2 protein-coding genes and 1 pseudogene are annotated in these 2,271 nt (G+C 34.6%); all 3 read left to right on the top strand.

Going from position 1 to position 2,271, the window contains the following annotated elements:
* The coding region (locus AB3X49_RS21715; RefSeq protein ID WP_367964681.1) for a hypothetical protein at positions 1–398 on the top strand (398 nt) is incomplete at its 5' end.
* Between the two features lie 158 nt (positions 399–556).
* Positions 557–1,403, top strand: a pseudogene (locus AB3X49_RS21710) (aminopeptidase).
* A 24-nt stretch (positions 1,404–1,427) separates the two neighbouring features.
* A complete protein-coding gene (locus tag AB3X49_RS21705) occupies positions 1,428–2,132 on the top strand; it encodes a YjgB family protein (RefSeq protein WP_003189720.1) in 705 nt (234 codons plus the stop codon).
* The last annotated feature ends 139 nt before the right edge of the window (positions 2,133–2,271 follow it).

Raw genomic sequence — 2,271 nt, 5'->3', positions numbered from 1 at the left:
ATTATGAAGGGATAGATATATTAGATTTCACAGCTTTTGTTCAGTCATTTGAAATGTCCGTTGTCATGTTTTCGATGGATAGAGGAGCAAATGAAGTTTTTTATGAAGGAAAGGATAGCAGTGTCTTTTCTGGTAGTCACGATTTGATAGATGATGTAGAATATTATAAATTCCATGATGACGAATCAGACGAATTTTGGGAGTTTTATGAAGAAAACGATGAAGCATTATCTGAAATTGAAACGAAAGCTATAGTGGAATGGTTTGCTATGTGCTGGAATAAAGCAGGTGGTACGAGCGTTAAATTACCGTCTTACTTTAGTTTTCATGATTATGATGAATGCTTTGATTTACATAACAGCAAATGGATTTCTGACGGCGACAAATGGTTTGATTAAATTTCGGAAACCCCAAAAATATTAAACCAGCAGGGAATGATTATTCACTCCCTGCTGGTTTTTTGCATTTAAAGGAGCCTTTGTGACAGTGTATTTTAAGTTATAGAAAAAGGATATAACGAGTAAGGAGAGAAGGTGTAAATAAGGAGATGAATAAGATGATTAACAATACAATTCCAAGCTTTTTAAAGCTTTTGGAAAGCAATGATATAGGATTACATGACTTGAACAAATATTATGATATGCACCCAGAGGCATTCGAAGAGTATTTTAAGTTTCACTGTCCTAAGACAGAAGAACGTCTCTCTAGTGCGATTGAAAAGTATCCTGCAAAACTAGAAGACATTCGTATTATTTCAGAAATTTTACCATCAATTATTCAAGAAGTTAGTAAGGACTATCGCATTCAATTTGGTAGTAATATAGATGTAACTTTTCATATATTTGTAGGTGGATTTGGTTCTAATGCATTTGTGGAAAGGGAGATTATTGGGGATACATTTTTTGCGGCTGAGAAATTATCTCCTGTAAGGGAGCACCTCCGTGTTATCGTTGCTCATGAAATCGGACATATATATCATAATGTAGCATTACAAGAGAGTGGAATGGATTGGACTAAAGCAGAATGGAATGATGCCCCGGTAAGTTTATATCGTGAAGGGGGTCGCGACCTATTTATCACAACTAATAGTTAAAGATTTAAGTGAGTCCGTTTACTATTCATATAGTAGTAATGGTGATTCATCGTTACAATATTATAAAGAAATTGAAGAGCGCATTAAGAAACGTTTTTTACAGGATTATGTTGAAGGATGGACAGTTGAAAAAGAGAAAGAATGGTTCCGTCTATCCGGAGGGAACTATTTCGGATACAATCGACTCGGTTATTTTTTAGGAACATCGTATATGGAGTATATTGTGAATACTTTCGGGGAAAGCGAAGCACTTACTTTTTGGACCAAAAATAATTTGAAGAGTAGTGTAATGGAATGGTTACAAAAGTGAATATGTTGAAGAGGGAGGCTGAAAATGATGAAAGTATATATGAAAGTACTTATATTTTTCCTAACTTTAACGTGTGTAGCGGCTTTAACCGCATGTACTAACGCTGAGGAAAAGAAGCAAACTAATTCAACATCAGAAAATAGTACGGAAAAAAAGAGCGATACGTCAGAAAAGAGTAAAAAGAATGAAGAGACTGCTCCCAAAAAAGAGAATGAACCTGTGGAAAAACCAAAAGGTCAAGAATCGGTAAAACCTTCAACGGAGTCTAATACGAAAAATACAGTGCTTAATCAAAAATCAATTAACCATGTAAAAGATTTATTTGAGCAAGCGAAAGAAGGTAAAGTACCTAACGTACCATATGCAGCGCATACAGGAGATATTGAAGAAATAGAGAAGGCATGGGGAAAGGCAGATAAGACTGAGCAAGCAGGAAACGGGATGTATGCAACTTTTACAAGTAAAAATGTAGCATTTGGCTTTAATAAAGGATCACAAGTCTTTGACGTACGCTCTTACCATTCAGAGCTCAAATCGATTACGTTACAAGAAATCGAAAAGGCTTTAGGAAAACCAGCGTCTGTTAAAGAAAATGGTAATGATAAAATTTATGTTTATAAAGTAAATGACCAGTTTGAATTGAAATTCGTAATTCCAAAATCGACTGGTAAAGTACATCATATTTCTGTGTTCTCACCGGAGGATAGTATTAATAAAATGGCAGGTTAAATGAAGAGCTGTTCCTATAGGGACAGCTCTTTTGTTTCTTTCTAACGATTGAACAAAAAAAGCTTGAATGATACCACCGATTATTAATAAGAAGGCACAAATATAAAATAGAGTACTACCTCTTAATTTACTTAATAAC

Source organism: Bacillus sp. C30 (assembly GCF_040838255.1).
Taxonomy (GTDB): Bacteria; Bacillota; Bacilli; order Bacillales; family Bacillaceae_G; genus Bacillus_A; species Bacillus_A mycoides.
This window is presented reverse-complemented; position numbering and strand designations above follow the sequence as displayed.

Coding starts and splice junctions, on each gene's coding strand:
- AB3X49_RS21705 (WP_003189720.1), top strand. CDS start 1,428: ATGATGAAAGTATATATGAAAGTACTTATATTTTTCCTAACTTTAACG.